This window comes from Nonomuraea sp. NPDC003201 (assembly GCF_053590415.1).
Genome location: NZ_JBSFTC010000153.1, coordinates 1 through 25,622 on the forward strand (window position 1 = coordinate 1; position 25,622 = coordinate 25,622).

The 25,622-nt window shown below is 70.0% G+C and carries 29 protein-coding genes and 4 tRNA genes; 14 read left to right on the forward strand and 19 right to left on the reverse strand.

Features of this window, described 5'->3' with window-relative positions; translation table 11 throughout:
- Together ACWDX9_RS37435 and ACWDX9_RS37440 are read right to left on the reverse strand one after the other, a co-directional pair.
- Nucleotides 1-316: cyclodeaminase/cyclohydrolase family protein (locus ACWDX9_RS37435; protein WP_449962725.1), on the reverse strand; the 316-nt coding region annotated here is incomplete at its 3' end.
- 28 nt (nucleotides 317-344) lie between these two features.
- Complete coding sequence (locus ACWDX9_RS37440; RefSeq protein ID WP_449962728.1) at nucleotides 345-854, reverse strand: hypothetical protein; 510 nt, start codon at nucleotides 852-854, stop codon at nucleotides 345-347.
- Nucleotides 855-1,004: 150 nt separating this feature from the next.
- Here ACWDX9_RS37440 and ACWDX9_RS37445 point away from each other — a divergent pair, with 150 nt between their 5' ends.
- Nucleotides 1,005-1,988 (forward strand): superoxide dismutase, encoded by a 984-nt coding sequence (locus ACWDX9_RS37445; RefSeq protein ID WP_449962731.1) that lies wholly within the window; start codon nucleotides 1,005-1,007, stop codon nucleotides 1,986-1,988.
- Nucleotides 1,989-2,029: 41 nt separating this feature from the next.
- Here the strand turns inward: ACWDX9_RS37445 and ACWDX9_RS37450 are convergent, their stop codons facing one another.
- The 7 genes from ACWDX9_RS37450 to ACWDX9_RS37480 all read right to left on the reverse strand — a co-directional run bounded on the left by ACWDX9_RS37450 (nucleotide 2,030) and on the right by ACWDX9_RS37480 (nucleotide 7,071).
- Entirely contained in the window at nucleotides 2,030-2,794 is a 765-nt protein-coding gene (locus tag ACWDX9_RS37450) for a chitosanase (protein WP_350727092.1), read from the reverse strand.
- Nucleotides 2,795-2,883: 89 nt separating this feature from the next.
- Nucleotides 2,884-3,486, reverse strand: a complete 603-nt coding sequence (locus ACWDX9_RS37455; protein ID WP_397371813.1) for an FMN reductase — start codon at nucleotides 3,484-3,486, stop codon at nucleotides 2,884-2,886.
- A gap of 24 nt (nucleotides 3,487-3,510) precedes the next feature.
- Entirely contained in the window at nucleotides 3,511-4,584 is a 1,074-nt protein-coding gene (locus ACWDX9_RS37460) for an LLM class flavin-dependent oxidoreductase (protein WP_449962734.1), read from the reverse strand.
- A gap of 205 nt (nucleotides 4,585-4,789) precedes the next feature.
- Complete coding sequence (locus tag ACWDX9_RS37465; RefSeq protein ID WP_350727095.1) at nucleotides 4,790-5,446, reverse strand: Rossmann-fold NAD(P)-binding domain-containing protein; 657 nt, start codon at nucleotides 5,444-5,446, stop codon at nucleotides 4,790-4,792.
- Nucleotides 5,443-6,015: a DUF4291 domain-containing protein gene (locus tag ACWDX9_RS37470; protein WP_449962737.1), complete on the reverse strand. Its 573-nt coding sequence runs from the start codon at nucleotides 6,013-6,015 to the stop codon at nucleotides 5,443-5,445. Before ACWDX9_RS37470 ends, ACWDX9_RS37465 begins: the two co-directional genes overlap by 4 nt.
- A 41-nt stretch (nucleotides 6,016-6,056) precedes the next feature.
- The gene (locus ACWDX9_RS37475; protein WP_363972241.1) at nucleotides 6,057-6,794 is read right to left on the reverse strand and encodes an IclR family transcriptional regulator; all 738 of its coding nucleotides are present in this window, start codon (nucleotides 6,792-6,794) and stop codon (nucleotides 6,057-6,059) included.
- Between the two features lie 85 nt (nucleotides 6,795-6,879).
- Nucleotides 6,880-7,071, reverse strand: coding sequence for an FtsW/RodA/SpoVE family cell cycle protein (locus tag ACWDX9_RS37480; protein WP_449962739.1), 192 nt, complete (start codon nucleotides 7,069-7,071; stop codon nucleotides 6,880-6,882).
- Here ACWDX9_RS37480 and ACWDX9_RS37485 point away from each other — a divergent pair.
- The gene (locus ACWDX9_RS37485; protein WP_449962788.1) at nucleotides 7,013-7,330 is read left to right on the forward strand and encodes a hypothetical protein; all 318 of its coding nucleotides are present in this window, start codon (nucleotides 7,013-7,015) and stop codon (nucleotides 7,328-7,330) included. The genes ACWDX9_RS37480 and ACWDX9_RS37485 overlap by 59 nt on opposite strands.
- A gap of 93 nt (nucleotides 7,331-7,423) precedes the next feature.
- On the opposite strand, the gene ACWDX9_RS37490 is transcribed toward ACWDX9_RS37485, so the two are convergent.
- Complete coding sequence (locus tag ACWDX9_RS37490; protein ID WP_449962742.1) at nucleotides 7,424-7,855, reverse strand: nuclear transport factor 2 family protein; 432 nt, start codon at nucleotides 7,853-7,855, stop codon at nucleotides 7,424-7,426.
- A gap of 103 nt (nucleotides 7,856-7,958) precedes the next feature.
- On the opposite strand from ACWDX9_RS37490, the gene ACWDX9_RS37495 reads away from it, so the two are divergent.
- Together ACWDX9_RS37495 and ACWDX9_RS37500 are read left to right on the forward strand one after the other, a co-directional pair.
- Nucleotides 7,959-8,654, forward strand: coding sequence for a hypothetical protein (locus ACWDX9_RS37495; RefSeq protein ID WP_449962745.1), 696 nt, complete (start codon nucleotides 7,959-7,961; stop codon nucleotides 8,652-8,654).
- Complete coding sequence (locus ACWDX9_RS37500) at nucleotides 8,654-8,974, forward strand: hypothetical protein (RefSeq protein WP_449962748.1); 321 nt, start codon at nucleotides 8,654-8,656, stop codon at nucleotides 8,972-8,974. Before ACWDX9_RS37495 ends, ACWDX9_RS37500 begins: the two co-directional genes overlap by 1 nt.
- Nucleotides 8,975-9,000: 26 nt before the next feature.
- Here ACWDX9_RS37500 and ACWDX9_RS37505 read toward each other — a convergent pair whose 3' ends face one another.
- Genes ACWDX9_RS37505 through ACWDX9_RS37515 form a run of 3 tightly spaced genes read right to left on the reverse strand, consistent with a single transcriptional unit; the run spans nucleotide 9,001 to nucleotide 11,740 of the window.
- A complete protein-coding gene (locus ACWDX9_RS37505; protein WP_449962751.1) occupies nucleotides 9,001-9,831 on the reverse strand; it encodes an aminotransferase class IV in 831 nt (276 codons plus the stop codon).
- Nucleotides 9,828-10,856, reverse strand: a complete 1,029-nt coding sequence (locus tag ACWDX9_RS37510) for a chorismate-binding protein (RefSeq protein WP_449962754.1) — start codon at nucleotides 10,854-10,856, stop codon at nucleotides 9,828-9,830. The genes ACWDX9_RS37505 and ACWDX9_RS37510 overlap by 4 nt, the downstream gene beginning before the upstream one ends.
- Complete coding sequence (locus ACWDX9_RS37515) at nucleotides 10,823-11,740, reverse strand: LysR family transcriptional regulator (protein WP_449962757.1); 918 nt, start codon at nucleotides 11,738-11,740, stop codon at nucleotides 10,823-10,825. The genes ACWDX9_RS37510 and ACWDX9_RS37515 overlap by 34 nt, the downstream gene beginning before the upstream one ends.
- Nucleotides 11,741-11,798: 58 nt before the next feature.
- On the opposite strand from ACWDX9_RS37515, the gene ACWDX9_RS37520 reads away from it, so the two are divergent.
- The gene (locus ACWDX9_RS37520; protein ID WP_449962759.1) at nucleotides 11,799-12,968 is read left to right on the forward strand and encodes a Rid family hydrolase; all 1,170 of its coding nucleotides are present in this window, start codon (nucleotides 11,799-11,801) and stop codon (nucleotides 12,966-12,968) included.
- On the opposite strand, the gene hutH is transcribed toward ACWDX9_RS37520, so the two are convergent.
- The 3 genes from hutH to ACWDX9_RS37535 all read right to left on the reverse strand — a co-directional run bounded on the left by hutH (nucleotide 12,965) and on the right by ACWDX9_RS37535 (nucleotide 15,917).
- Entirely contained in the window at nucleotides 12,965-14,515 is a 1,551-nt protein-coding gene (gene hutH, locus ACWDX9_RS37525) for a histidine ammonia-lyase (protein ID WP_449962762.1), read from the reverse strand. The genes ACWDX9_RS37520 and hutH overlap by 4 nt on opposite strands.
- Nucleotides 14,516-14,538: 23 nt before the next feature.
- Entirely contained in the window at nucleotides 14,539-15,246 is a 708-nt protein-coding gene (locus tag ACWDX9_RS37530) for an ArsR/SmtB family transcription factor (protein ID WP_449962764.1), read from the reverse strand.
- Nucleotides 15,247-15,362: 116 nt separating this feature from the next.
- Nucleotides 15,363-15,917, reverse strand: coding sequence for a hemerythrin domain-containing protein (locus ACWDX9_RS37535; RefSeq protein WP_449962767.1), 555 nt, complete (start codon nucleotides 15,915-15,917; stop codon nucleotides 15,363-15,365).
- Nucleotides 15,918-16,028: 111 nt separating this feature from the next.
- Between ACWDX9_RS37535 and ACWDX9_RS37540 the strand changes: the two genes are divergently transcribed.
- From ACWDX9_RS37540 to ACWDX9_RS37560, 5 genes are all read left to right on the forward strand, one after another.
- Nucleotides 16,029-17,237 carry a hypothetical protein gene (locus tag ACWDX9_RS37540; RefSeq protein ID WP_449962770.1) on the forward strand — a complete coding sequence of 403 codons (1,209 nt, stop codon included), beginning with the start codon at nucleotides 16,029-16,031 and terminating at the stop codon, nucleotides 17,235-17,237.
- A 295-nt stretch (nucleotides 17,238-17,532) separates the two neighbouring features.
- Entirely contained in the window at nucleotides 17,533-18,258 is a 726-nt protein-coding gene (locus ACWDX9_RS37545; protein ID WP_449962773.1) for an SDR family NAD(P)-dependent oxidoreductase, read from the forward strand.
- An 81-nt stretch (nucleotides 18,259-18,339) separates the two neighbouring features.
- Nucleotides 18,340-18,411, forward strand: a tRNA-Gly gene (locus ACWDX9_RS37550).
- Nucleotides 18,412-18,426: 15 nt separating this feature from the next.
- Nucleotides 18,427-18,497, forward strand: a tRNA-Cys gene (locus ACWDX9_RS37555).
- A gap of 5 nt (nucleotides 18,498-18,502) precedes the next feature.
- Nucleotides 18,503-18,577 (forward strand) — tRNA-Val (locus tag ACWDX9_RS37560).
- A gap of 450 nt (nucleotides 18,578-19,027) precedes the next feature.
- Here ACWDX9_RS37560 and ACWDX9_RS37565 read toward each other — a convergent pair.
- Nucleotides 19,028-20,251: an LVIVD repeat-containing protein gene (locus ACWDX9_RS37565; protein WP_449962776.1), complete on the reverse strand. Its 1,224-nt coding sequence runs from the start codon at nucleotides 20,249-20,251 to the stop codon at nucleotides 19,028-19,030.
- A gap of 240 nt (nucleotides 20,252-20,491) precedes the next feature.
- Here ACWDX9_RS37565 and ACWDX9_RS37570 point away from each other — a divergent pair, with 240 nt between their 5' ends.
- A complete protein-coding gene (locus tag ACWDX9_RS37570) occupies nucleotides 20,492-21,103 on the forward strand; it encodes a DUF305 domain-containing protein (RefSeq protein ID WP_449962779.1) in 612 nt (203 codons plus the stop codon).
- A gap of 4 nt (nucleotides 21,104-21,107) precedes the next feature.
- Here ACWDX9_RS37570 and ACWDX9_RS37575 read toward each other — a convergent pair whose 3' ends face one another.
- Nucleotides 21,108-21,524: an SsgA family sporulation/cell division regulator gene (locus ACWDX9_RS37575; protein WP_103958541.1), complete on the reverse strand. Its 417-nt coding sequence runs from the start codon at nucleotides 21,522-21,524 to the stop codon at nucleotides 21,108-21,110.
- A gap of 548 nt (nucleotides 21,525-22,072) precedes the next feature.
- Between ACWDX9_RS37575 and ACWDX9_RS37580 the strand changes: the two genes are divergently transcribed.
- A tRNA-Val gene (locus tag ACWDX9_RS37580) sits at nucleotides 22,073-22,147 on the forward strand.
- Nucleotides 22,148-22,927: 780 nt separating this feature from the next.
- Nucleotides 22,928-23,206: a hypothetical protein gene (locus ACWDX9_RS37585; RefSeq protein ID WP_449962782.1), complete on the forward strand. Its 279-nt coding sequence runs from the start codon at nucleotides 22,928-22,930 to the stop codon at nucleotides 23,204-23,206.
- A gap of 210 nt (nucleotides 23,207-23,416) precedes the next feature.
- Here the strand turns inward: ACWDX9_RS37585 and ACWDX9_RS37590 are convergent, their stop codons facing one another.
- A complete protein-coding gene (locus ACWDX9_RS37590; RefSeq protein WP_449962785.1) occupies nucleotides 23,417-23,977 on the reverse strand; it encodes a GNAT family N-acetyltransferase in 561 nt (186 codons plus the stop codon).
- A gap of 524 nt (nucleotides 23,978-24,501) precedes the next feature.
- Here ACWDX9_RS37590 and ACWDX9_RS37595 point away from each other — a divergent pair.
- A partial coding sequence (locus ACWDX9_RS37595; protein WP_449962787.1) for a hypothetical protein occupies nucleotides 24,502-25,622 on the forward strand: 1,121 nt, incomplete at its 3' end.

Below are 25,622 nucleotides of genomic sequence, written 5' to 3' on the forward strand. Positions count from 1 at the left end.
CGGCCAGCGCCCGGGCGATGGCGGCGCTGCGCTCCTCGCCCTTGGGCAGCCGGTACGCGTTCGTGACCGCGGTGAACGCCGCCGCGTCCGCCTCGGCCAGCCGCAGCGCGCGGACCCGCAGCGTGTCGGTCTCCCCGATCACGCCGACGACGGTCTCGGCGTGGCCGGCGTACTTCTCCCCGGTCGTGTAGCGGGCGACCATGCCGAGCAGCGCGGCACCCTGGGCCGCGTGCAGGGCGGCCGTGGCGCCGCCGCCCGGCGCGGGCACTCTGTCGGCCAGCTCGGTCAGGAAGTCGACGATCTTTGAGTCGCGCATGGCGGCATTCTGTCAGGCCACGCGTCCCTCATTCCCGATGCATCGGCCGCGTGGCGTCCTCCGGTCCGCTGTAGGACGCGTACGGCGAGGGCGCCGGCCCGTACTCGGGCTCGTAGACGGCCTGCTTCCCCGAGGACCGCCACCGCGACGGGAACAGCGAGACGACCACCAGCGCCACCCCCAGGAACAGCAGCACCCCCGAGTCCGCCACCGTCCGGAACCCCTGCTCCATGACGTTCGGCAGCCAGTGGTCGGGCAGCACCCGCACGCCCCGCAGCTCCACGATGGGAAGGACGCCGAGCGCGGTGATCGCCAGGCCGCCGAGCAGCGAGGCGATCGGCGACAGCCGCGAGCCGGCCAGGAACGCGAACGCGATCCCCGACGCCACGATCGCGGACAGCCCGAGCCAGGACAGCTCGAACGCCGACTGCAATCTGAGCAGGTGGTCGCCGATGCCGTACCAGAGGCTCGCGGCGATGATCGGAGGGAGGAGCAGCCCCGCGACCACTCCCAGAACATGACGGGCACCGTTTGACATGTCTAAACCCCGTTTGTTCGCTTGTGCCCCAACCTACCGCGCGATCCCACGGCGTGCGGGTGGCCCTCCCCACCCCCCCTTGCTGAAAGCTCCCTGTGAAGGCTGCCCTCAGGCTTTGCCCGGGCCGCGGGCGCGGGCATCGTGGGCCGCATGAGATCCGCGATCCTGAAGACCGCACTCAGCACCCTCGTCGTGGTCCTGCTCAGCGGCGTGCCCGCGCAGGCCGCTGTGCAGGCCACTGTGCAAGCCACTGTGCAAGCCACTGTGCAAGCCACTGGGCAGGCCACTGTGCAAGCCACTGGGAAGCCCGACACGTTCGCGCTGCCGAACGGGTTCCAGCCGGAGGGCATCGCGATCGGGCCTGGCCCGTACGCCTACTTCGGCTCCCGGGCGAGCGGTGACATCTACCGGGCCGACCTGCGGACCGGCGAGGGGTCCGTCATCAGCAAGGGCCCGGGCACGCCCTCGCTCGGGCTCAAGACCGACGGGCGCGGGCGGCTGTTCGTGGCCGGAGGCACCGGCGGCGACGCCCGCGTGATCGATCTGCGTACCGGCGAGGTCGTCAAGTCGTACAAGCTGACCGCCGACCCGGCGTTCGTCAACGACGTCATCCTCACCGGGGGCGCCGCGTACTTCACCGACTCCCGCAACCCCGTCCTGTACAAGCTGGAGCTCGGGCGCGGCGGCGCGCTGCCCGGCGAGGCCGTCAAGATCCCGCTGTCCGGCGCCATCCAGTACACGACCGGCAACAACGCCAACGGCATCGCCCCCAGCCCCGACCGGGAGTCGCTGCTGATCGTCCAGTCGAACACCGGCAAGCTGTTCGAGGTCGATCCGTCCTCCGGGGTCACCACGGAGGTGGACCTGGGCGGCGAGTCGCTCGTCAACGGCGACGGCCTGCTGCTGGAGGGGCGGACCCTGTACGCGGTGCAGAACCGCCTGAACGCGATCGCCGTCGTCAGCCTGACGCGAGACGGCGCATCCGGAAAAGTCGTGAAACGGCTAACCGATCCGCGGTTCGACATCCCGACGACGGTCGCCGCCTCCGGCAAGCGCCTCTACCTGCCCAACGCCCGCTTCACGACGACCCCGGCCCCCGACACGCCGTACTCGGTGGTCGCCGTCAAGCGCTGACAGCCCTGGACGGGCAGGGGGCCGCCCTGCCCGTCCGGGTCCTACTTCTTGATCGTGTAGCTGTCGCCGTAGACCTTCCAGGTCAGCGGCGGGTTCAGGTCGAGGTTGCCGTTCTTGAGGAAGACGCGCTGCATCGTGTCCACGCGCGTCGTGTCCTCGTGCGCCTCCTCCGCCTTCATCGCCGCCTTCCTGGCGTCCAGGAAGGCGTTCAGGTAGGTCACCTCGTTCCCGCCCTGCGCGGGCGGCTTGGCCTTGGCCAGGGCCGACTTCCTGATGCCGCCGAAGCTCAGCTTGTCGCTGCCCGGCCCGTGCATGACCATCGCGTCGTAGTAGACGAACTGGCCGAGCGCGCGCAGCCCGTCCTGCTTGGCCTGGTTGACGGCCGGGTTGAAGTACACGCGGTCGCGCTCGTCGTTCTGGGCCTGCTGGAAGACGGTGTCCTTGGCGGCCGTCTTCCAGTCCTTGGTGAAGTTCGGGTCGAGGCCCTTGTGGGAGGCGCTGCCGTTCACCTTGCGCAGGGCCGGGAGGTACTTGGCGAGGACGTTGCCGGGCTTGCGCTCGGCGTAGAGCTCGACTAACTCCAGCATGTCGCCGGTGCCCGAGCAGAAGCCGATGATCCCCGCCGTGTAGCCGCGGTCGTCGTCGATGTCCTCGATGTAGCCGTACTGGGCCTTCCAGTCGAGCGAGGAGTTCTCCGCGCTGGACACCAGCTGCATGGCGATGTCCTTCTTGTGCGGATCGTCGAGGTCGGCCGGGCCGGTGCCGGTGACGGCGAGGGAGAGGGTCAGGAGTGTGGCGGTCAGCACATGAGCCCCTGAGAGGAGAGGGAGGTTAGGAAAGCTTCCTAACGAACCATACTCCGATAAGTCAACCTACGGGGCTCATGTTGTGAAAACTAACCCAAGGGCCGCAACGCGGCCAGCTGTTGCTCGAACGGGACGACCTCCTCCTCGGCCTCGGCCTTGGGCCTGCGGTGCAGCAGCAGGTCGGCCAGCTCCTCGGCGGCGCGGGCGATGCGCGGGCCGAGACCGTCGGTGAAGGCGTCGGCCGCGCCGCCCCAGTCCTCCGAGGCCGCGTACACGGCGGTGGGGACGACGACGGCCCGCAGGTAGGCGAAGAGCGGGCGCAGCGCGTGCTCCAGCGCCAGCGAGTGCCGGGCCGTGCCGCCGGTGGCGGCGATCAGCGCGGGCTTGCCCGCCAGCGCCCCGTCGTCGATCACGTCGAAGAAGGACTTGAACAGGCCGCTGTACGAGCCGCTGAAGATCGGCGTGACCGCGATGAGCCCGTCGGCCTCCGTCACCGCCTCGATCGCCTCGCGCAGCCGGGCGTTCGGGAAGCCGGTCACGAAGTTGTTCGCGATGTCCACGGCCAGGTCGCGCAGCTCGATCACGCGTACCTCGGCCGGGGCCTGGCGGGTGACGGCCTCCGTCAGGCGGTCGGCGAGCAGGCGGCTGGAGGAGGGCTGGGTCAGCCCCGCCGTGACGACGGCGAGCTTCATCTGGTCGATCTCCTTTCCGATGGGTCAGGCGGTGGCGGGGACGCGGGCCGCGTGGGTGGGCCCGTCCGGGACCTCGGCGGGACGGTCCTTGGCGAACTCCTTGCGCAGCACCGGCACGACCTCCTCGCCGAGGATGTCGAGCTGCTCCAGCACGGTCTTCAGCGGCAGGCCCGCGTGGTCCATCAGGAACAGCTGGCGCTGGTAGTCGCCGAAGTAGTCCCTGAACTCGAGGGTCCTGTCGATGACCTGCTGCGGGCTGCCCACGGTGAGCGGCGTCTCCGCCATGAACTCCTCCAGCGACGGCCCGTGGCCGTACACGGGGGCGACGTCGAAGTACGGGCGGAACTCGCGCACCGCGTCCTGCGAGTTCTTGCGCATGAACACCTGGCCGCCCAGGCCCACGACGGCCTGCTCCGCGGTGCCGTGGCCGTAGTGCGCGTAGCGCTGGCGGTAGAGGTGGATCAGGCGCATGAAGTGCTCCTTCGGCCAGAAGATGTTGTTGGCGAAGAAGCCGTCGCCGTAGTAGGCGGCCTGCTCGGCGATCTCGGGGCTGCGGATCGAGCCGTGCCACACGAACGGCGGCACCCCGTCCAGCGGGCGCGGCGTCGAGGTGAAGCCCTGCAGCGGGGTGCGGAAGCGCCCCTCCCAGTCGACGACGTCCTCGTGCCACAGCTTGTGCAGCAGGGAGTAGTTCTCGACGGCCAGCGGGATGCCCTGCCTGATGTCCTGGCCGAACCACGGGTAGACGGGCCCGGTGTTGCCCCGGCCCAGCATGAGGTCCACCCGGCCGTCCGCCAGGTGCTGCAGCATGGCGAAGTCCTCGGCGATCTTCACGGGGTCGTTGGTCGTGATCAACGTGGTGGCGGTGGACAGGATCAGGCGCTCGGTCTTGGCCGCGATGTAGCCGAGCATGGTGGTCGGCGAGGACGGCACGAAGGGCGGGTTGTGGTGCTCGCCGGTCGCGAACACGTCGAGCCCGACCTCCTCGGCCTTGAGCGCGATCGCCACCATCGCCTTGATCCGCTCGTGCTCCGTCGGCGTCCTGTCCGTGGTGGGGTCAGTGGTGACGTCGCCCACACTGAAGATTCCGAACTGCACTTTAGTCACCATCCATGACTGTTGAACTTTTGACGGATACGGTAGCGCACAGCCCCGCTGAGATATTCCACCATTGTGTGCACCAGTACGCGGAACCTCCAGGCGGATCACCTCAGGCTGGGGGCCGACACCGCGGATGCCCACCGGTTCGACGTGACCGCACCGCGGGTCCACGTCCCCAGCCCGCCTCCCGGCGGCTGAGCGGCTAGGCGGCCAGCGCGTTGATGTCGGACGGGCCGAGGATCCGCTTGGGCGCGCCGCGCTCGGCGACCGCGATCATGGCCCGTCCGATGCGCTCCGTCGTGGTGACCGCCGACGCGAACAGCCGCCGCAGGATCGGGTAGAGGGGCCGCGTCACCACGTAGGCCAGCCGGTAGACCCGGGTCCGCGACGTGACGCCGTGCATCGGCTGGATGTAGCCGGGCCGGAACATGTAGGCCTCGAAGGGCAGCTCCAGCAGCGCGTTCTCGGTCGCGCCCTTGACTCTGGCCCACATCGAGCGCCCCTGGGCGTCGGTGCCGGCGCCCGACACGTACACGAAGGTCGAGCCGGGGTTGAGCCGGGCCAGCGTGCGGCCCGCGGACAGGGTGACGTCGTAGGTGATCCGCCGGTAGTCCGGCTCGCTCATGCCCGCCGACGAGACCCCGAGGCAGAAGAAGCAGGCGTCGTAGCCGGCCAGCTCGGCCTCGATCGGGGCGAGATCGAGCAGGTCGCGGTGGGTGATCTCGCGCAGCTTGCCGTGGACGACCCCCGTCGGGGCGCGCCCGACGGTGAGCACGGCGTCCACCCGGTCGTCGAGCAGGCATTCCCTGAGAACCCCGCGCCCGATCATTCCGGTCGCCCCGAACAGGATCACCCTCATGCCCCGATTGTCTCTCGGATCTCGTCGGGCAGGGGATAGGGCCGCTCCGCGGGCAGCAGGCCGCTCACGTCCGCACGCGCCACGACCGCCGCGCGCACCTCCCGTACCCGGTCGGTGATGTCGTTGATCGCCAGCGTCCACTCGTCGACGTAGCGCCGCACCGCCTCGCCGGACAGCCCGACCTGGATCGACCGGTACGGCAGCGCCTGGTGCCGCACCCCGCGCTCGGGATCCCACTGGATCCGCACCGGACTGCGCCGCATCCGGTCCGACCACCCGGGGCGGCGGTCGTCATGACTCAGGCACGAGTGCGCCAGCGCCCACTCGAACCCCTCCCGCGACAGCGAGACGGCCAGCACCCGCTCCTGGCCGGGCTTGGTCGCCCACCCGCACCGGTACATCATCCACAGGAACGACGGCTTGATCCACGTCATCCGCTCGCGCTTGAACGGCGCCACGAACCGCTGCGCCGCCACGGCGGGCCCGGCGATGGCGGCGTCGTAGGCCTGGTAGACGGTGATCGACTCCTCGGTGTAGGCGGCGCGGATCTGCCGGTAGGGCATGTTCATGCGGCCCAGCCTGGCGAAGAGCCGCACCGGAGGGCAACGGATTATGGCCCCGCGAGGTCCCGGACCGCCAGCGCCAGATGGGCGGTGGCGGGCGTCGGGACGGTCAGGCCGCGGGCCGAGATGCCGATCGCCCACTGCGTCCCCGGCACGACCGCGCTCGCGCACGCCACGTCCTCCCTGAACTGCCCGTGCTCCTCCACCACCTGCCCGGGCCGCAGCCCCGCCAGCTCCTCCTCCAGCTCCTCCACGCTCGAAGGGGTCACGGAGGTGAAGCGCTGCATGCCGTGCCCGGTGAGCACGCCGCGCCGGACATGGGGCGGGAGGGACAGCAGCAGCGCCTTGCCGAGCGCGGTGGCGTGCGGCGCCGTCTCCAGACCCGCCTGCAGGTCCTCCAGCCACGGCGAGCGCGGCCCCTCCGCCACCTCCACCACCATCAGGCGATCGTCGGCGAGCTGGGCCAGGTAGGCGGTGTGGCCGGAGGCGTCGGCCAGGTGCCGCAGCACCTCCGAGGCGCGCGGCGGCCGCTCGAACGACTCCAGCATCTCGTGGAACCGCTCGGCCACCTGCGAGCCCGGCAGGTAGTCGCCGTCGGGCAGCCGGTGCAGGTAGCCCTCGTAGCACAGGGTTCGGACGAGGTGGTACGACGTGGACAGGTTCAGGCCACATCGGCGGGCGATGACCTTGACCGACAGCGGCCGGTCGGCACGCGAGACCTCTTCCAGCACGCGGAGCGCGCGGGAGACGCTGCGAATCAGGTCGCTGGGTTCTTCCCCGGTCATCCATATAGCATGCCGCCGCGTCGGCTTCTCCGCCCTTACGCGAAGGACCGAGCTTGCAGCCGTTCGGCGGCCGTGACGGCTCCCGCTACGGCTCCATGACCCTGGTCCGGTGCACGGCCTGGAGCAGCCCGACGGCCACCAGCCCGGCGACCGTGGCCGAGCCGCCATAGGAGACGAACGGCAGCGGCACGCCCACGATCGGCACGAGGCCCACGGTCATGCCCACGTTCACGAACGTCTGGAACGCGATCCACGACACCAGCGCACCGGCCAGCACGGAGTACGAGCAGCCACCGCTTGGGCGCCCCCGACCCCAGCAGCGCCCCGGTCACCATGGCCGCGAACACCAGCATCGTCCCCAGGTCCGGCTGCAGCGCGATCAGCCCGATCGGCCCGATCGGCACGGCGGCCAGCACCAGCGCCAGCACCACCCCGCCGAACCCGGGCCGCCGCTGCCCGTCGCGGAGCTCGCCGAGCGGCACCGCGAAGGCCGGCGCCGGCGCCACCGCCTGCTGCCCGCACTCGCGCTGCCCTGACGGTTTTGACCACAAACGTCTTAACTCTGTATCGGCCCTCGTCCCCGCAGCTCAGCCGGTGTGCCGGGCCGGGTGGCGAGCACGGGGACCGGATCAGCGGGCGGTGCGCCAGGCCTGCTCCTCCACCAGCTCCACGCTGCGCCACCCGCCGGAGGTGCGCCGCAGGCGATGGTGGTACCAGCCGCCGCCGTGCAGGAAGCCCTGGGTGTCCGCGGTGACCATGTCCCTGGTGGGGGCGAGGGTGTCGGTGAAGGGGGCGCTCACGCGCGCCTCGCCGTCCTGGAAGTCGATGGTCGGGGCCCCGATGAGGTGCAGCCGCCCCGGCCAGTGCGGCAGCACCTCGGCGAGCCAGGCCTTGACCTCGTCCCTGGTGCCCCTGATGCCGCCGGTGGCGCGGTAGTCGATCACCGCGTCCGGGCTGAACACCTCGTCGAGTAGGTCCCACTGGCCGGAGTCGATGGCGCGGGTGTAGCGGGCCAGCAGTCCGGTGATTTCGAGTCGATCGGCGATCTCCTGCGTGTCCATGGGGTGATCGTCGCGCTGTGCGCGCTCGTTGGCCAGATCGTTCAGCGGCGCAGTGCGCGCGGACCACGGCCGCGAGCAGCGCCACCCGCTAGTGTTCGCTGTCGTGTCCCGACGATCATCGGCCCTCTGGACGTCGGCGTCGCTGCTCGCGGTGCTGCCCACCGCCCTGCTCCTCCTGCGCCTCCCGCAGCTCCTCATGTACGCCCTCGACGCGCGATGCCTGGACCCCTGGAGCGACGTAGGACCTATGGACCTCTACGCTCTGGTGCCCCCGGTCCTGGTCCTGCTCGCGGTCCGCCGTCCCCGGCGCGCGTTCGTCCGCAGGGGCCGCCTCGTCCGTGCGGCCGCCGTGGTCCTGACGGTGACGGCGACGCTCCCGGTCGCGGTCGGGTCCGTCCCCCCTGGCAAGGTGAGCGCCGACAGCGAGCTCGACTGCGCCGGATTCGGCGGCGGCACGGCCGAGGGACTGCGCAAGGAGGAGAAGGACTTCCTGTGCCGGGTTCGCGGTTACGGGTTCTTCGGCGGCGAGGGCATCGAGGAGTGGAACGAGTCGTCCGACCGGATCGTCGTGGCCCAGGGGCACCACCTGTGCGGCCTGGCCGATCGGCACGGCGGTGACGTCGGCGCGGCCGCCGTACGGGACGCGCCCCATGCGTCCCTGCTGCCGGCGCCGGCCTCGCTCTGTCCCTCCGTGGCGAGCTGGGAGGCGGCGCAGGAGAAGCAGAGGCGGGAGGAAGCGGCCGCGGCCACGCTCCCGACCTGGTCGAGAACCTGGTCGGGAGCGAGCCGGGAGCGCTGATGATCTGGGCGGCCGACGAGATCGGGCACGCCTGCGTGACCGTCGAGTCCTACACCAGGCGGCCGCCGCTGGAGACCAGGGGCTGGAAGGAGGTGGTCGAGGTGGGCTACGAGAGCCCGAAGGGCTCGCTGAGCCTCTCCGACGGCGACGGCCGCCGAATCCGGGGCCTCACGGCGGCCGGCCCCGGGCATTACCGGGTCCGGGTCCACCTTCGCGGCCGCGAGCTGGTCGACCAGGTCCCGGACCCACCGGACGGCGCCGTGGAGCTGCTGATCATGGTGTTCCCCGGCGAGCAGAAGGAGCCGGTCGTCCACCGGTGACGCCCGGCACCCCCGCCCCTGGCGGCCTACGGGTTGAGGTCGGCGGCCGAACGCTCGGCGAAGATCCGCATGGCCTTGGTGGTGATCGGGCCGGGAGCGATCGGCAGCTCGGTGTCGTCGACGAGCCTGATCGGCTGGATGTCGCGGGTCGTCGAGGTCAGGAACGCCTCCTCGGCCTCGTACAGCGCCGACAGCGGCACGTCGGTCTCCTCCCCACCGCACCATTCGAGCACCAGCGCCCTGGTCACCCCGGCCAGGGGGCCGGCCTCGAGGGTGGGGGTCAGCAGGCGGCCGTCGCGGACGATGAAGATGTTGGAGCCGGTGCCCTCGCAGAGGTCGCCCGCCAGGTTGCCGAAGATGGCCTCGCCGCCCCCGCGCTTCTTGGCGAACAGCAGGGCCTTGGCGTTGTCGCCGTACGAGGTGCTCTTGACCCCGGACAGGGCGCCGCGCTCGTTGCGGGGCCAGGGGACGACGGTGACGTTGGCGGTGGCCGGGAACGGCTTCTGCTCGTCCACGATGACGACGGAGGTGGTGCCCTGGTCGCCGCGGTCGGAGCCGAGGGGGCCGGGGCCGCTGGTGTAGGTGATGCGGATGCGGCCGAGCGCCCACGCGGGCGCGACGGCCAGGAGCTTGCCGATGCCGTCGGCGATGGCGTCGACGTCGGGCTCGGGCAGGTCCATGCGCTGGGCGGAGAGCGTGAGCCGGTCGAGGTGCCGGGTGAGCGCGAACGAGCGGCCGTTCACGATCTTGATGGTCTCGAAGACGCCGTCGCCGACCATGAGTCCGTGGTCGAACACCGATACGGTGGCCTGCGCGGGGTCGATCAGCTCGCCGTTGACCCAGACAGGGATGTTCATGTAGTTCCTCCTGTGGATGCCAGTGCGATGAGCCTGGCTGCTTTGAGCTCGGTCTCGAGCCATTCGCGCCTGGGGTCGCTGCCCCAGGTGATGCCCGCTCCCGTGCCGAATCGGAGCTCGCCTTTGCCTTGAGCCAACGGCGAGATCCAGAATGTTCTGATGCCCACGGCCAGCGCCGCCCGGCGGCGGTCGGCGTCGACCCAGCCCACAGCCCCACAGTACGGCCCCCGGGGTGCAGGTTCGAGCTCGTTGATGATGCGCAGAGCCGACGACTTGGGCGCGCCCGTGACAGATCCGGGCGGGAAAGTCGCGGCGAAGAGCTCGGGCCAGCCCGCCCCCGGCGCCAGTCTGGCCCGGACGGTGGAGACGAGATGGACGAGCCCCGGGTGCTCCTCGACGGCGCAGAGCGACGGCACCTCGACCGAGCCGACGGCCGCGACCCTGCCGAGGTCGTTGCGGACGAGGTCGACGATCATGACGTTCTCGGCGTAGTCCTTGTCGAGGAGGTCGTCCGCGGTCGCGCCGGTGCCCTTGATGGGCCTGGACTCCACCACGTCGCCGTCACGCGACAGGTAGAGCTCGGGCGATGCGGACACCACGCTCAGGCCGGGCACCCGGATGACGGCCGCGTAGGGCGCGGGGTTGCCCGCGGCCAGCCGGGCGGCCAGGGCGAGCGGGTCGGCGTCGGCCGGGACGGGGGCCGTCAGGATCCGGCAGAGGTTCGCCTGGTAGACCTCGCCCCGCTCGATGTAGCCGCGGATGGCGCGCACGCCCCGCTCGTAGGCGGCCTGATCGAGCGAACTGCGCCACTGGTCGGGCCGGGGCCCGTGCCAGGGGCGGGCGGGGGCGGGCAGGGGAGACTCGCGCACCCGGTCGAACCGGGCGCACGTCACCTTGCCCTCGTAGTCGACGACGACAGCCCACCAGCCCTCGCCGTCGAGCGCGGCCAGGTCGGAGGTCACGTCACGCAACCCGGTCGCGTACACGTGGCCTAAGTGGGCGAAACCGTCGTACACATTCTCCATTCTCCCAGCATTTCGACGAGCTCCAGCGCGGCCGGCAGCGGCGCCTCGGGCAGGGCCGCGTACACCTTCCGCGCGGGCGCCATCCCCCGCAGCGGCCGCAGCACCAGATCCCCCGGTACGGCCCGCGCCGCCAGCTCCGGCACCAGCGTCACCCCGAGCCCGGCGGCGACGAACCCGAACTTTCCCGTCCACTCGGCCACCCGCAGCCCGCTGCGCGGCGTGAACCCGGCCGCCGCGCACGCGGTCACCAGCAGGGTCGGCTGGCCGCGCGGGGCGGCCTCGATCCACGTCTCCTCCGCCAGGTCCCGCAGGTCCACGTCGGTCTCGGCGGCCAGCCGGTGGCCGCCGGGCAGCGCGACCAGCAGCCGGTCCTCGCGCAGCGGCACCGTACGGACGCCCTCGGCGGACAGCCCGGCCGGGTAGTCGCTGATCACGGCCACGTCGAGGGCGCCCCCGCGCAGCCGGTCCATCAGCCGCGAGGTCAGCCCCTCGATCAGCCGCAGCTCGACGTCGGGCCGCCGCTCGGCGAACCGTTTCAGCGTGCCGGGCACCAGATCCACGTTCGCCGTGGCGAACGCGCCCACCCGCAGCGTCCCGCCCCTGCCGGTGTGGATGGCGGCCAGCTCCTCGCCCGCGCGTTCGAGCCGGTCGAGCACGGCCGTGGCATGCCGGTGCAGCGCCTTCCCCGCCGGGGTCAGGCGCACCCCGCGCGGCAGGCGCTCGAAGAGCGGCCCGCCGGTGGCGCGCTCCAGCGCGGCGACACGGCGGGAGACCGCCGACTGGGTGTAGCCGAGCAGCTCGGCGGCGGCCGTGAAGGAGCCGCTCTCGGCGACCTCGTGGAACAGCCGCAGCGCTCCCGGGTCCAAGGCATTCAGATCTCGCATGGCTGATATGCAATCTAGTCGGTGGTGGAATACCTCGCACCCAGGTTGACTGTGGCGCATGATTGCTTTTCTCGGACAGGGACGCATGGGCGTCCCCATGGCCCGGCGGCTGACCCAGGCCGGGCACAAGGTGACGACGTGGCGGCGCGGGAGCGGCGTGACCGCGGCGGAGGCGGTGGACGGGGCCGAACTGGTCATCACCATGCTCAGCGACCCGGCCGCGGTGCGGGAGGTGCTGACGGCGGCGCTGCCGGGGCTGCGGCCCGGCGCGACGGTGGTGGAGATGTCCACGATCGGCCCGGAGGCGGTACGCGGGCTGCGCGCGCTGCTGCCGGCCGAGGTGGGCCTGGTGGACGCGCCGGTGCTGGGCAGCGTGGGTCCCGCGGCCGACGGCACGCTCACCGTGCTGGCCGGCGGTGACGTGTCGGGCTGCCGCGAGGTGCTGTCGGTGTTCGGGTCGGTGCGGGAGCTCGGGCCGCTGGGCGCGGGCGCGGCCATGAAGATCGCCGTCATGAGCGCGATCGTGCCCGCCCAGGTGCTGCTGGCGGAGACGTTCGCGTACGGCGAGGCGCACGGCGTGGACCGTGGCGCGCTGGCCGACGTGCTGTCGGGCACCCCGCTGGGCACGCTGGCAGAGCGGCTGCGCGTGCCGTCCGCCGAGACCCGCTACTCGCTGGGGCACGCGACCAAGGACCTGGAGCTGGGCGCCTGGGAGGGCGCCTCCATGGCCCCGTCGATGATTGGCGCCGCCCGGGCCAGGCTGCAGGAGGCGCGGGCGGCCGGGCTGGGGGAGCGCGACCTGACGGCGATCGCCGAGCACGTCCGCGGGGTCTCCGCTCACCGCGCGGTGCCGCTGAACCTGTCGACGATCCCCGCCACGAACGGCCGTTACTCGCACGCCGTACGCGTCGGCGACATGCTCTACGTCTCCGGCCAGGCCGCCTTCGACGACCAGGGGAACATCGTCGGCGAAGGATCCATGGCCGCCCAGTCCGAGCACATCTTCAAGGTCGTCTCGCGCATCCTCGCCGACCAGGGGGCGGCGTTCGAGGACATCGCGTTCATCCGGACGTACGTGACGGACATGGACCAGCTCCTCGACTACGGACGGGTCCGCGCGAAGTACATCACCGGCACGCCCCCGGCCAGCACCACCGTGGAGGTGTCCAGGCTGTTCCGGCCGGGGCTGCTGCTGGAGGTGGACCTGATCGTCGCCCTTCCCCGCTAGTTCAGGGGACCGGTGACCGACTCCGCCGCCGCGACCACGCCGCCCTCGGCGACCAGGCGTACGGCGGACTCGATCTCCGGCGCGAGGAAGCGGTCGGGCCCGGGGGCGGGCACGGTCTCGCGCAGCGCCTTGACGACGGCCGCGGTCGCGGGCGCGGGCTCCAAAGGGGCGCGCAGGTCGAGCGCACGGGCGGCGGTGAGCACCTCGACCGCCAGCACGCGGGTGAGCCCGTCCACCGACCTGCGCAGCTTGCGCGCCGCCGACCAGCCCATGGACACGTGGTCCTCCTGCATGGCCGAGCTGGGGATCGAGTCCACGCTCGCGGGCACGGCCAGGCGCTTCATCTCGGAGACGATGGCCGCCTGGGTGTACTGGGCGATCATGTGACCCGAGTCCACGCCGGGGTCGTGGGCCAGGAAGGCGGGCAGGCCGTGGTTGCGGGCCACGTCCAGGAACCGGTCGGTACGCCGTTCCGACATCGAGGCCAGGTCGGCGGCCACCACGGCCAGGAAGTCCAGGACGTACCCGATCGGCGCGCCGTGGAAGTTGCCGTTGGACTCGACGCGGCCGTCGGCCAGCACCGCGGGGTTGTCGACGGCGCTGGCCAGCTCCCACCCGGCCACGGTGGCGGCGTGCGCGATCGTGTCGCGGGCGGCCCCGGCGACCTGGGGGGCGCAGCGCAGCGAGTAGGCGTCCTGGACGCGGGTGCAGGACTCCGGGTCGCGGTGGCTGGCCATGATGCCGGACTCGCGCAGGACCTTGGTCATGTTGGCGGCGGACAGGGCCTGGCCGGGGTGCGGCCTGAGCGCCTGCAGCTCCGGCATGAACACCCGGTCGGTGCCCAGCAGTGCCTCCACGCTCATCGCGGCGCTGACGTCGGCGGTCCTGACGAGCGCCGTGAGGTCGTGGATGGCCAGGATGAGCATGCCGAGCATGCCGTCCGTGCCGTTGATGAGGGCCAGGCCCTCCTTGGCGGCCAGCTCGACGGGGTCGATGTGGGCCTGCTTGAGCGCCTCGCCGGCGGGCTGGAGGTTCCCGGAGGCGTCGCGTACGACGCCCTCGCCCATCAGCGTGAGCGCGACGTGCGCCAGCGGGGCGAGGTCGCCCGAGCAGCCGAGGCTGCCGTACTCGTGCACGACCGGCGTGATGCCCGCGCTGATCAGCGCGGCGAGGGTCTTGGCCGTGGTGGGCCTGATGCCGGTGTGGCCGGTGGCGAGCGTGTGCAGGCGCAGCAGCATGAGCGCGCGTACGACCTCGGTCTCGACCTCGGGCCCGCTGCCCGCCGCGTGGGAGCGCACCAGCGAGCGCTGGAGCTGGGCGCGCAGCGCCGGGTCGATGTGGCGGGTGGCCAGGGCTCCGAAGCCCGTCGAGATGCCGTACGCGGGCGTCGGGCTCTCGGCCAGCTCGTCCACCCGCTGGCGGGCGGCCGAGATGGCGGCCAGGGCGTCGTCGGTGAGCTGTACGGGGGCGCCGTGGCGGGCCACCCGGATGACGTCGTCGAAGGTCAGGGGCTCGGGGCCGACGTTCACGACCTCGTTGTCGCTCATGGGGCGTTCTCTCTCGCTGCTCGCTAGGTAACCGGCGTACCCGATGTTAGCTCCTTACTTGGGAACAATGCGGACAACCCCGCCCTGCCCTCGTCGGTGAGGACCACCGCCCTGGGCACCTTGCCGCGCCGGTACCAGTCCCGTTCGAACAGCACCTCGGTGATCGCGGCCCCCAGCGCCCCGCCCAGATGCGATCTGCGCTCGGTCCAGTCCAGGCACTCGGGCGCGAACCGCCTCCTCGACCTGCGCGCGCCGTCCACGTCCACGCCGATGCCGGCCAGCAGCCGCTCTCCCGCCTCGGTCAGGTCCTGCGCCGCGTAGTAGCCGCCCTCGGCGAGCCGGTCGAGCAGCCCCACCCCGGCGCGTCCCGCGAGGTGGTCGTAGCAGGTGCGGGCCTCCTCCAGCATCCTGGCCTGCCTGGACTGGCGCAGGGAGCGTACGGGCGGGCGGGCGCTGACCCTGGCCAGCACCTCCAGCACCTCGGCCACGTCGTGCCCGGCCAGGCGGTAGTAGCGGTGGCGGCCCTGGCGTACGACGTCGACCAGCCGCCCGTCGAGCAGCCTGGACAGGTGGGCGCTCGCCGTGGCAGCGCTGACCCCGGCCACCCTGGCCAGCTCTCCCGCCGCCAGGGCCCGCCCGTCGAGGAGGGCGGTCAGCATGGCAGCCCTGGTCGGGTCCGCGATGAGCGCGGCGACGGGGGCTATGTCGGCGTCGCGAGCGATGTACTCCATGCGTACGACGCTAATACGGCGACATTTCGACGCGCGCCGAAGGGTCGCGCCGCGCGCCTCGCGACGTGCGTCGAGGGGTCGGCCGCGCTCGCCGCCTCGCGAGGTGCGTCGAAAGGTCAGCCGCGCTTGCCGAGTGCCTTGCGGATCAGCTCCCGTGCCCGCTCCATCAGCGCGATCGGCGTGCCCACCAGCACGTTCTTGGTGGCGCTCTCCGTGCCGGGGTGCGGGCGCAGCGGGGCGAGGCTCTCGGCCGCCCGCACCGCCGCCGCCATGGCCCGCCGCTCGACCGCGGAGGTCTTCGCGCGCAGCTTGACGAACTCGTACCGTTCCTCGCTACGGGCGTGCGCGGCCACGGCCAGGCGCAGCTCGCCGAGCCGCTCCCAGAACCGCGGATGGTCCACTCCGCCCTTGTGAAGGTCGAGGAGGAGCCGTTTGGCCCGGTTCTCCTCGGTCAGGCGGTCGCCCACGACGCCCTGCCCGTTGTCGAGCTTCCTGCGCGCGTACGGATGGACGATCTCCTCCTCGGCGGTCTCGTGCACGGACAACATCCGCGTGAGACGGTCGAAGGCCTCCTCCACCTTGTCCGGCGGCGCCTGCTCCACCTCGTCGAACAGGTCCCTGATCTGGCTGTGCTGGATCACCAGCAAATCGATGACATCTTGTTCACCCACGCCCGCGCCCTACCCGAGCCTCCGGCGGGCACGCGCTTCCTTACCGAACGCGGGCCGTCAGAGTACCGAAAGCGGAGGTTGCCGCATTTCGCCCCGGGTAAGCGCAGCGACATGGCCTTCGACCCACTGCAGGAGCGGGGTATCCCGCTGGACGACCAGCTGCGCCACTGGAACGAGCTGAACGTCACGCCGATCGACCCCGACCACACCGACCCCTACACGCGCTGCCGCATCATCACCATGAACGCGATCGAGACAGAGGCGATCCTCTTCAGCCACCAGCTCGCCCGCCACTGTCCCGACACCGAGATCAGGCAGCAACTGGCGCGGGTGCGCTACATCGAGGCGCAGCAGCAGAAAGTGGTCAACTGGCTGCTGTCGGGGTTGTCGTCGGTGCTGGAGACCACGATCGCCTACGAGCAGGCGGCGGTGGACCTGACGGCGTGGGCGGCGCGGATGGAGCCGGACGACTATCTGAAGCAGGCCTACCAGTTCGGCCTGCTGGAGCACCTCGACCACCTCTACCGGTACGCGAACCTGTACGAGATGATCGAGCACCGCGCGGCCGAGAAGATCGTGGGCCGGGTGACCGAGGTGATGCCGGGGCGGCCGACGTACCTGCAGCACCGGGATCCGGTGGACAACGTGCGCGAGCCGTACGACCGGGGCAAGACGGAGCCGCTGTCGCGGCTGCACGCGCTCACCGTCATGGCGGTCGAGCAGCAGATCATGAACTTCTCCATGAACGCCGGCCCCATGTGCCTGGAGCCCGCGGCCCGCCGCCTCTACCAGGAGATCGGGCTGGTGGAGGAGGGGCACCTCACCCACTACGAGTCGCTGGCCGACGGGGGCGAGAGCTGGTGGGAGCGGCTGCTCAACCACGAGTACAACGAGTGCTACCTGTACTACTCGTGCATGGAGACCGAGTCGGATCCCCGGGTGAAGGGCATCTGGGAGCTGCACCTCAACATGGAGCTGGAGCACCTGCGGCTGGCGGCCGAGCTGTTCAGGCGGTTCGACGGGCGCGATCCCGATCAGGTGCTGGCCCAGGCGTGCCCGCCGCCGATGACGTTCGAGCCGAACAAGGCCTACCTCCGCGACCTGCTCGCCACCCAGGCCGACCGCACGACGCTGGGCACCGGGTACGTGCTGGAGGAGCACGAGCGGTTCCGGAGGATGCGGCAGGCGCTGGCGGACGGGGAACGGCCGCCTTCCGAACGCGTCATCGAGGGCAACCGCGCCGTTTCGGGCCGGGACTACCGCCTGGAGACGGAGGCACCGTACTCGACGGGGGTGTCCGGCGGCCCGCGACGCCACTAGAACCCGGCCTACGGCGCTCACCGGCCTCAGCGCGCCCAACGGTGCTCACCGGGCTATTCGCACCCAATCGGCCCATAGGGCTCAGCCGCTTACCGGGCTCACCCGGCTCGTCGGTTCAACGGGCTGGGCTCGCTGGGGCTCACGGCGCTTAGTCGCCTGAGCCTGGCCGAGGCGTTCGCATCGCCCAAGCCCTGGCTGGGGCGCTCGATAAGCCCGTCGCCGGAGCCCGTCCGGAGCTCGTCCGGAGCCCGTCACCGGAGCCCGTCACCAGAGCTCGTCGCTAGAGTCGGGTCTCATGACAGCAGTCGCCCTCGTGACCGGCGCGTCGCGCGGCCTCGGTGCCGTGATCGCGCGCCGGCTGGCCGCCGACGGCCTGGCCGTCGCCGTCAACTACAGCCGGGACGCCGCCGGCGCCGCGAGGGTGGTGGACGAGATCCGCGCCGCGGGCGGCGTCGCGGAGACGTTCGCCGCCGACGTCACGCACGAGCCCGACGTGTCGTCCCTGGTCGCCGGCGTCACCGAGCGCCTGGGCCCGGTCCACGTCCTGGTGGTCAACGCGACCGGCCCGCAGCCGTCCATCGCGCTGGAGGACCTCACCTGGCAGGCGCAGCTCGACCAGCTCGAGTTCTTCGTCAAGAGCCCGACACTGCTGGTGCAGGCGGTGCTGACGGGCATGAAGGAACACGGCGGCGGACGCGTCATCCAGATCGGTTCGGACATCGTGGACCGCAAACTGCCCAGCACGTCCGCCTATATCGCGGCAAAGAGCGCCCAGCACGCCATGACCGAGGTCTGGGCCCGCGAGCTGGGCCCGTACGGCATCACGGTCAACGTGGTCGCCCCCGGCTGGATCCCGGTGGAGCGGCACGCGGGCCTCGACGAGAGCGGTTACCTCGCGGAGGTGCCTCTGGGCCGCATGGGCACGCCTGATGACGTCGCGGCGGCTGTCTCGTTCCTCGCCTCGGAAGGCGGCGCGTTCGTCACGGGCCAGCGCATCACCGTTAACGGGGGCCACACGTGACCTGCGTGAGCGTAATCCAGTTTGGGTACTCGGCCAGGATTCGCTAGAGTTCTCTCGTCGCCCCGGTTAAACGGGGCGGATGCGGAAGTGGCTCAGTGGTAGAGCATCACCTTGCCAAGGTGAGGGTCGCGGGTTCGAATCCCGTCTTCCGCTCGGAGCTTCCGGCTCGGTGGCGTGGCCGAGAGGCGAGGCAGCGGCCTGCAAAGCCGTCCACACGGGTTCAAATCCCGTCGCCACCTCACAAGGACGATTAGCTCAGCGGGAGAGCGCTTCCCTGACACGGAAGAGGTCACTGGTTCAATCCCAGTATCGTCCACCATGCTCAAGGCCCCAGTTCACGGCACTCGCCGGGACTGGGGCTTCTTGCTGTTCCGACTTGCCCAGACGACTCCCGCGCGCCCCCAACCGCCCTCACCCGGTGCCGACCGACCGCCCTGCCACCCTCGCCCGGCGGGCGACCGCCCAGCTCACCGCCCTCACGCTGGAGCGCCCGCTCTGCCGCCCTCACCTGGCGGCCAGCCCATCGCCTTCACGCGGGAGCGCGCGCTCTGCCGTCCTCGCCCGGCGGCGACCGCCCGGCCCGCCGCCCTCACGCGGGAGCGACCGAGCAGCCCGCCACCTCCACCTGACGGCGACCGCCCGGCCCGGTGCCGGCCGAACGCCGTGACCCTCACCCGCTGAGTTGCCCCGGGCCGGGTGGGCCGCGCGCCCCAGCCTGGATAGGCCGGGCCGCGACCCGGAGTGGCGGCCTGCCGGCCGGCCCTCAGCCTCAGTACGACTTCTGAGTCTGGACGTTGAAATCGTCCATCTTGACCTTCTTGGCCGGATCAGTGAGGGGATCGTTGATCTCCAGCACGTCCAGCCCCTCCATGATGTCGCTGGAGTAGATGTACCCGTTGTAGTAATACGCCGACCAGGACCCGGCGATGCCACCACCCGGGAACGGGCCGCGTTCGAAGAAGCCGATCTCCTTGGGGTTGGCCGAGTCGGTGAAGTCCCAGACCGACACCCCACCCTGGTACCACGACTGCACCATGACGTCCTTGCCCGGAACCGGGATCAGGGAGCCGTTGTGGGCCACGCAGTTCTCGTTCTCCTGCTGATCCCGGGGGATCTTGAAGTATCCGCGCCGCTCCAGCTTGCCGTTCACGATGTCGTACACGGCGTCCGCGCCCTTCGTGCGCGGCGTGTTGCTGTCGCACGTGGCCTGGCCGCCGCCGCCCAGCTCGTCGCTGAACACGACCTTCGTGGCATCGTTGTTGAACGTCGCCGAGTGCCAGATCTGGAAGTTCTCCGTGTCGGTGATCTGCTGGAGGACCTTCGGATTGACCGGGTCGGAGATGTCGAGGAGCACGCCGTCGCCGAAGCAGGCGGCCGCGGCCAGCTTCTTCTCGGGGTACGCGGTGATGTCGTGGCAGCCGGAGGCGAGCTCGGAGTGCTGCCTTTCAGGGAAAATATCCGGCTTCGCCACGATTTTTGCGGACTGAGGCGACTTTGTGGGGATCTCTACGATCTGGATGAGTTCGTGGGGCGGGGGACAGGTCTTCGACTCGGGCTCGGGGCCGGGCGAGGAGACGTACACGTAGAGCGTTTCCCCGGCGGGGACCATCGTGTGCGTGTGCGAGCCGCAGTCGGTCCTGACCGCGCTGAGGTACTTGGGGCTCTTCTTGTCGCTGATGTCGAAGATCCGCAACCCCTCCCAGTCTCGGCTGTCCTCGCCGGAGTCGCACCCCTCGCCGCTGCGCGGCTCGTCGATCGACAGGATGAGCAGGTCGCCGTACACCGAGACGTCGTTCTGCTGGGCCGGGCAGGACACCGTGCTCACCAGCTGAGGTTTGGTCGGGTTGCTGATGTCGTAGATCGCGAACCCGCCGAAGTTTCCCACGAACGCGTAATCGCCCTGGAACGCCAGGTCGGTGTTGATGTCGTCCCGGCCGTTCAGCGGGGCGGGCCGGCGCATCTGGGCGACGAGTTTGACGTTGTCGCTCGTCATCACGTCGCCGGTGGGGGACGGCTTGCCGGCTGGAGCGCTGGTCTCCTGCGTGGAGGTGTCGGGCGTTGAGGCTCCGGACGCCGTCTGCCCCGCCGCGCAGGCGGAGGTTAACAGCAGTACCGTACACAACAACGCTCCGCGCAACTTGGCAGAGATCAACGCGCATTCCCCTTTGTCTCGTAGTTCACTATGGAAGCTATGTCAGTGGGTACGCGCCCGCGTGCGGTCTTCATCACAGTTGTGACGGCAATCGCCCTTGCCGCCTGCTCTCAGGAGCCCGCCGGTCCTTCCCCCGTGGGCACGGGGGCGCCGGTGATCGTGCCGGGGAGTCCGGGGGCCCCGGGCCGTACCGCGACGCCGGGGGAGCGGGTCGGGCAGACGCCCCGACCGACGGTGGCCTCGGACGTGCGCTTCGCCGAGGCCATGATCCCCCACCACCGCCAGGCCCTGGAGATGACCTCACTGGTGAACGACCGTACGACCACGGAGACCATCCGCGCGTTCGCCCGCCAGATCACCGCCGCCCAGACCCCGGAGATCAAGGCCATGACGGGCTGGCTGGCCGAGCTCGGCCGCACCGCCCCCGACGGTCACGCGCACACCCAGGCGGCGGGGTACGGCATGGCGACGCCAGAGGAGCTGAACGCGCTGCGCGCCACCAAAGGAGCGGCCTTCGACCGCATGTTCCTGCAACTGATGACCAGGCACCACGAGGGAGCGGTCAAGATGGCGGGGGAGGAGCTGGCCACCGGCCGGGACCAGCGCATGCGGCTGATGGCGAAGGACGTGTACTCGGGTCAGAGCATCGAGATCGCCCGCATGCGCAAAGTCCTGGAAACGCTCCCTGGCTAGGGCGTCAGGAGGGCCAGAGCATGTTGGTCAGCTCGGCGTCGAGGTCCATGTAGTCCGTCTCACGGCCCGCGGGGACCTTCTCGTACGTACGGTGGAGGAACTCGGTGAGCGGGGCCAGCGGCACCTCGAAGAGCGCCTGCCCGAACGGGGACGTGAGGCTGATGTGCAACGTGCGCTCGCCATCGGCACGCGCAGGCCACACCTGCACGTCGCCGTCGCCGACACGCCTCACGATGCCCACAGTGAGCAGTTCGCGAGCAAAGATCCACTCGACCGGCTCGTCATTCCCCACGTGGAAGGCCATGCGTATGGCGTAAGGATCGTCGGCTGTGTAACTCAGTCCGGCGAGCAGGGGGACGGTAGTACGGTCGGGGACCACAAGCCGAAGGCCAAGCTCGGCGGAGACGGTGGTGCTGTTCATCGTCAGCCAAACCTTTTCGTCGTAGGTCCCCTCTTCGGGGCTTTCACTGCTCTGACGGACTTCGTCCTGAGCTATGACGCGGAACGAAGAAACCTGTAGGAAAGATTCCGCTCCAGGGGCCTTCTGTAACGCACATCACAGCTGGACATTTAGGCATCTACCAGGCTAAACGAGATCAAATCGGGTCGTATTTACGAGGGTTTTGCGTGTTGTGGAGCCTGTCCCGCCGCCCCGACCATGAACGTTTCTCACCAAAAGATCGCGATCGGTGCCTTACGGAACAGGACGATGGTATGCCACCGACCCACCCCGCCGGTGGGCAACCGCCGCGTTTCACCTGAATCCCTCCCACGGCCCCGTCGTCGTCACCCGGAACCTCCCCCGATCCTCCCCGGAGCAACCCCAGAGCAACCGCGGAGCCACCTGCGAACCCCTTCGCATCCACCCCGCCTCCACCCCGAACCCACCGTCCGGTCGCTTCGCTTCGCCAGCAGGCGCCAGAGTGCGGTATGGTTTTCCCCGTCGGCACCGCAAGGAGCCAACAGGGCGGGCGATTAGCTCAGCGGGAGAGCGCTTCGTTCACACCGAAGAGGTCACTGGTTCGATCCCAGTATCGCCCACCAAGGTCAAGGGCCACATCCCAACGTGGGACGTGGCCCTTTTGATCTTCCAGGTGACTAGCCGAGTGACTGCCCCATGGTCGTCACCTGAGAAGATCCGACCCATGACAGTCGCGCCGTCCTGAATCACGGGTGTGATCTGGAGACGGCAGACCCTCTCAGCGACTGCCGAACCTCCGGCATGTCCGATCAACCGAGCAATGTTCTCGATCGGGACGCCGTCCGCTGACAGCAGTGAGATGAAGCTGCGCCGCATCTCCCGGTTGTCCCATCGGCACCGACCAGACCGGCTCGGACGATCACTCGCCGGAACTCCCGACGGAGCCTGACCGTCCCGGCTCGGCACGTTTCCGCGGGCGCTCTGATGCTCCCAGAGCGGCCAAGGCTTGAACGCTGCGGTGAGGGAGTCAAGGCGGCCCCGAGGAGGCCGGACGCGCCGCCGTCTTGGCACGCCGCCGCCTCCGGTTGGCGCTCCGGGCGGACGGCTAGACGGCTAAAAGCATCGCTGGACGGCCGGCGCTCACGAGTTGAGGGGCTGCCTTCTCTCCATCAGGGCCCCGACGCCGGGCACGCGTCCGGGCGGCCCTGCGGCTGGCCCGCTGCCCTTGTGGGTGGGACGACGGCAGACGGGCAGGCCAAGAAAGGGGTCAGGTGCCACTGAATTTGGCCGGGTTAGTGTCAACGACACCTTGACGCTCTGCCGTAGCGCAAAGAGTCGGGCTCGGCTCCGCGTCTCTCGCTTGATCGGTGGAATGGCAGGTGGGTGATCTACACTCGCTCGCTGTGACGCGATTATTCGATCGTTTGGGTCTCTTTTCTCTGATCGTCGCCTGCCTCGCCATATTCGCCGGTGGCCCGCTGAGGGAGAAGTGGGGGGCGCCGAACTGGACGGTGCTGGCTCTCGGGATCATTGCGGCAGCGCTGGCATGGCCTGGGGTGCGGAGGAAGGCCACGATCTCCACGGTGTCCAACCGCAGCATGTCAGTGGCGGGACTGGTGCTGGGGACGATGGCGATCGGCCTCGGCACGCTGCTGCTGGCGCTGGACATCCTTTGGCCGTGATTGGCTGAGAGCCTGAAAGGGAGCCAGGTTGGGAGCCACGTGAGGTGGACAACACGAGGGCGTCTGAACTCGATTGAACGGCCCGACCTCGCCGGACTGATCAACCGGTGTGCGCAGGAGGAAACCGGCCCCGAGTGGCAGGGGACGGGCTGGGAAACGCCTGAAACCCTGGGTCTCCCGGTCTGAGGGCCGCTGGGTTGGATGCTGAGATCAGCTTTGGAACAGGGACAGGGGAGCGGTGCAGAGGGTCTGTTCGGCGCCGAACGCCTCGTACGTGCTGATGGGGCGGAAGCCGAGGCGGGCGGCGAGTTTCAGAGATCGCTTGTTCGCGGTCTGGGTGACGAGCACGACCGGCTGGTCGGGGAGTTCGCCGGCCGCTACGCGCAATGCGGCCGTTACGGCATCGAATGCGAATCCCGCGCCCCATGCACTGCGCCGCAGTAGATAGCCCAGTTCCAGTTCCTCGCCATCCTCGGTGACATGCCTGGGGCGGTCGGTCGGCCGGTGGGCGAGCATCAATGTTCCGATAAGTCGGTTCGTCGTGTTGTCCGCGATGACATAGTTGCCAGGGCTGGATGTCGCGTTGGCGGTTATGGCTGCATAGAAGTGCTGCTCGACGTCACTCCGAGGCCGGGGACCACCGAGGTAGGCCTGAACCTCGGGGTCGGTCATGAGCTCGATGAATTCTTCACGGTCGGCGGCGTGTGCTTTGCGAAGCAGGAGTCGTTCCGAAGGGATTTCCGTGGCAGATAGCGTCCGCAATTGGCTCATAGGCCCAGGATCCTAGAACACAGGATCCTGGGCCGGGACTGCCGCACTCGCACGTGACCGTGGCGTTGGCGCGCACCTGCCGGCCTCCAGGACGTTGCCACCGGTTCGCATTGTGCGTATCAGTCAGCTACCTGAACATGGAGCTCTCGACGATCCATCGCGGCCCGCCTGCTTGCCTTGCGTGGCTAGAGACTTGCCGAGGTTCCTCGAGTTGTTCGCGAAGGGCTTCGGTGACCATGACGTCGCGGCAGCGGGATTTGGCGAGATCTTGTATTTCGCGAATTACTGAATGCGCCTTCGGGTTATTATTCTCGACGGCTCCACAGCGTCGCCATAAGCTCGCCATAAATTCGCCATGGAGCCCATCGACCTGCATGAACGCGCGAATGAATCGCATCCAAAGCATAGCTTCACAGGCGATTTGAACATTGTTCCATGGTATTGTCCAGCTCTTGCCAAGCGATTTACCGACCCTTACTCTCCAGGTGATCAAATCACTTTCTCTCTTTACCTGGAGGCACCCCTTGCGCCGATTAGCGCTCCCCGTCGCCATCTCGGCGATGCTCCTCCCCTTCCTCTTCCCGGAGGTGGTCTCCGCCGCCGCGCTCGACGAGCCGCCACCGGCGAACGTCCAGGAGATCGGCCCCGGTCAGTACTCCTCCGACACCAAAACGTTCAAGCTCACCGAGCTGGACGTGTCCGCGGGCGCGATCAGCCGTAAGCATGGCGTGGTTCTGGCCGCCGACGATCTGGCCCGGCCGCAGTCGGCCCCGGCGACCCGGCCCGAGCTGGGTGTCTTCGGGCCGGGCTGGCAGGCTGAGTTCGCCGGCGGAGAGATCAACCGGAAGCTGGAGAACCAGAACGGCACCATCGTCGTCACGGAACTCGACGAAGGCACGTCGACCAGCTATCCCCTGAAGAGCAGCGTCTCCTTCCCCGACGGCGGCGGCATCCAGACGTACGAGGCCGCCGACGGATCCAAGATCACCGAAACGACCAAGTGGGACGCGGTCATCGGGGCGATGCGTACCACGACGGTCGAGACGCTCGTGACGGATCCGGGCTCCGTGGAGGCGGGCGACGACACCTTCGCCACCGCCGACGGCACCCCCATCAGCACCGGCGACCTCCAGCTCACCTACACCTGGGCCCGGCCGGCCGGGGCGCCGAGCGCCGACCCCTGGCGGGTGACCGATGTGGGCAGCGCCGCCTTCGGCAAGTCCACGATCACCTACGACGCCCAGGGCCGCGTCAGTACCGTGAAGGAGCCGGCGGGCACCGCGACTCCCGCGACCGTCACCAGGTTCACCTACGCCACGGCCACCACGGCCACCGGCACCTCCAACGGCGACTACACGGGCCGGCTCAAGCAGATCGCGGTCAGCTACGGAACCGAGGCACCGCAGATCGAGGCGAGCTACGCCTACGACCTGAACGGCCTGCTGCGCACCGCGAGCGATCCCAGCGTCGGCGCCGTCCAGGGGACCTACGCCTACGACTCCGTGGGGCGCCTGTCGTCGATCGAGTCCGTCACCAGCGGCGGCTGGCAGCTGTCGTTCCCGGCGGGCGTCGCCGCTCCCCAGGTGGTCGCCACCGGCACCGACATGCCGGCCAACGGCGGGCCGACCGAGGGCGCGGCCGGGCT